At 59.8% G+C, this 1,201-nt stretch carries 1 protein-coding gene and 1 pseudogene; one reads left to right on the top strand and one right to left on the bottom strand.

Annotation, left to right across the window (positions count from 1 at the left end; all coding sequences use genetic code 11):
* Positions 1-259 (bottom strand): annotated as a pseudogene (locus tag EOA60_RS33780) (glycosyltransferase family 39 protein); the annotation flags it as partial.
* A 338-nt stretch (positions 260-597) separates the two neighbouring features.
* On the opposite strand from EOA60_RS33780, the gene tyrS reads away from it, so the two are divergent.
* On the top strand, positions 598-1,201 hold a 604-nt coding region (tyrS, locus tag EOA60_RS33775), incomplete at its 3' end, for a tyrosine--tRNA ligase (protein WP_128312665.1).

The raw sequence follows: 1,201 nt of genomic DNA, 5'->3' as shown, positions 1-1,201 counted from the left end.
GCCGATAGACCCAGATCGGCGCTTCGGCCCCCTCACCGCTCAATACGACGGCCGCCGATTGCAGCCAATAGATGCCGATCGGTTTCTTGTAGCGCGTCACATCCTGCAGGCGGATGTCGATGTAGTCGCCGGTCTCGACCATCTGCTTGGTCGACTGGACGAAGCGGGATTCGTCGCGGTCGATCGGCGGCAGGCTTGCCAGCCCGCTGACGGTCATCAGGATGCTGAACAGAAAGAGGAGGAGATAGTTCCTGTTCATCGCGGGAGCTTGTCCGATCTGATCTGCGGGATAGCCCCGTCGCGGCGCGTCGGGGCGTGCTGCCCTTGCGCGGGCGCCTCATTACGCCAGCAAAAGAGGCGAAGCAAGGATGCGGCGATAGCACGCAAAGCCCCAAGCCACTTTTGCTGATCGCCCATTTGCCCGTTGAAGCGCGATCCCACGCAAACCGGAAACCACTTTTGCTGATCACCTGTTTGCCTCTTGAAGCGCGATCCTACGCAAAACCGGAAACCACTTTTGCTGATCGCGCTTGGATGCTAAACGCGCCCCTTCACGTCAAGCTCGGCCAAATGCCGTGCGATCTCCGGGAAGATAAGATGTCCGCCTTCAAGTCCGATTTCCTGCGCATCATGAGCGAGCGCGGCTTCATCCACCAGATTTCGGATGAAACCGGCCTCGACCAGCTTTTCGCCAAGGAAACGGTGAGCGCTTATATCGGCTTCGATGCGACGGCGAAGAGCCTGCATGCCGGATCGCTGATCCAGATCATGATGCTTCACTGGCTGCAGCATACCGGCCACCGGCCGATCGCGCTGATGGGCGGCGGCACCTCGATGATCGGCGATCCTTCTTTCAAGGACGAGGCGCGCAAGCTGCTGACGCCTGGGGACATTGATAGCAATCTCGTCGGCATCCGCCGCAATTTCGCGCCTTATCTCAAATTCGGCAGCGGCGCGGGCGACGCGGTGATGGTCAACAATGCCGATTGGCTGATGGAGATCAACTACGTCAGTTTCCTGCGCGATGTCGGCCGGCATTTCTCCGTAAACCGCATGCTGGCCTTCGATTCCGTGAAGCTCAGGCTCGACCGCGAGCAGTCGCTGTCGTTCCTCGAATTCAACTACATGATCCTGCAGGCTTACGACTTCGTCGAGCTCTACAAGCGCGTCGGCTGCCGGCTGCAGATGGGCGGCTCCGACC

Source organism: Mesorhizobium sp. M1A.F.Ca.IN.020.06.1.1 (assembly GCF_004023265.1).
Taxonomy (GTDB): Bacteria; Pseudomonadota; Alphaproteobacteria; order Rhizobiales; family Rhizobiaceae; genus Mesorhizobium.
The sequence above is the reverse complement of the archived record's forward strand: the minus strand, read 5'-3'. Positions and strand labels throughout refer to the sequence as shown.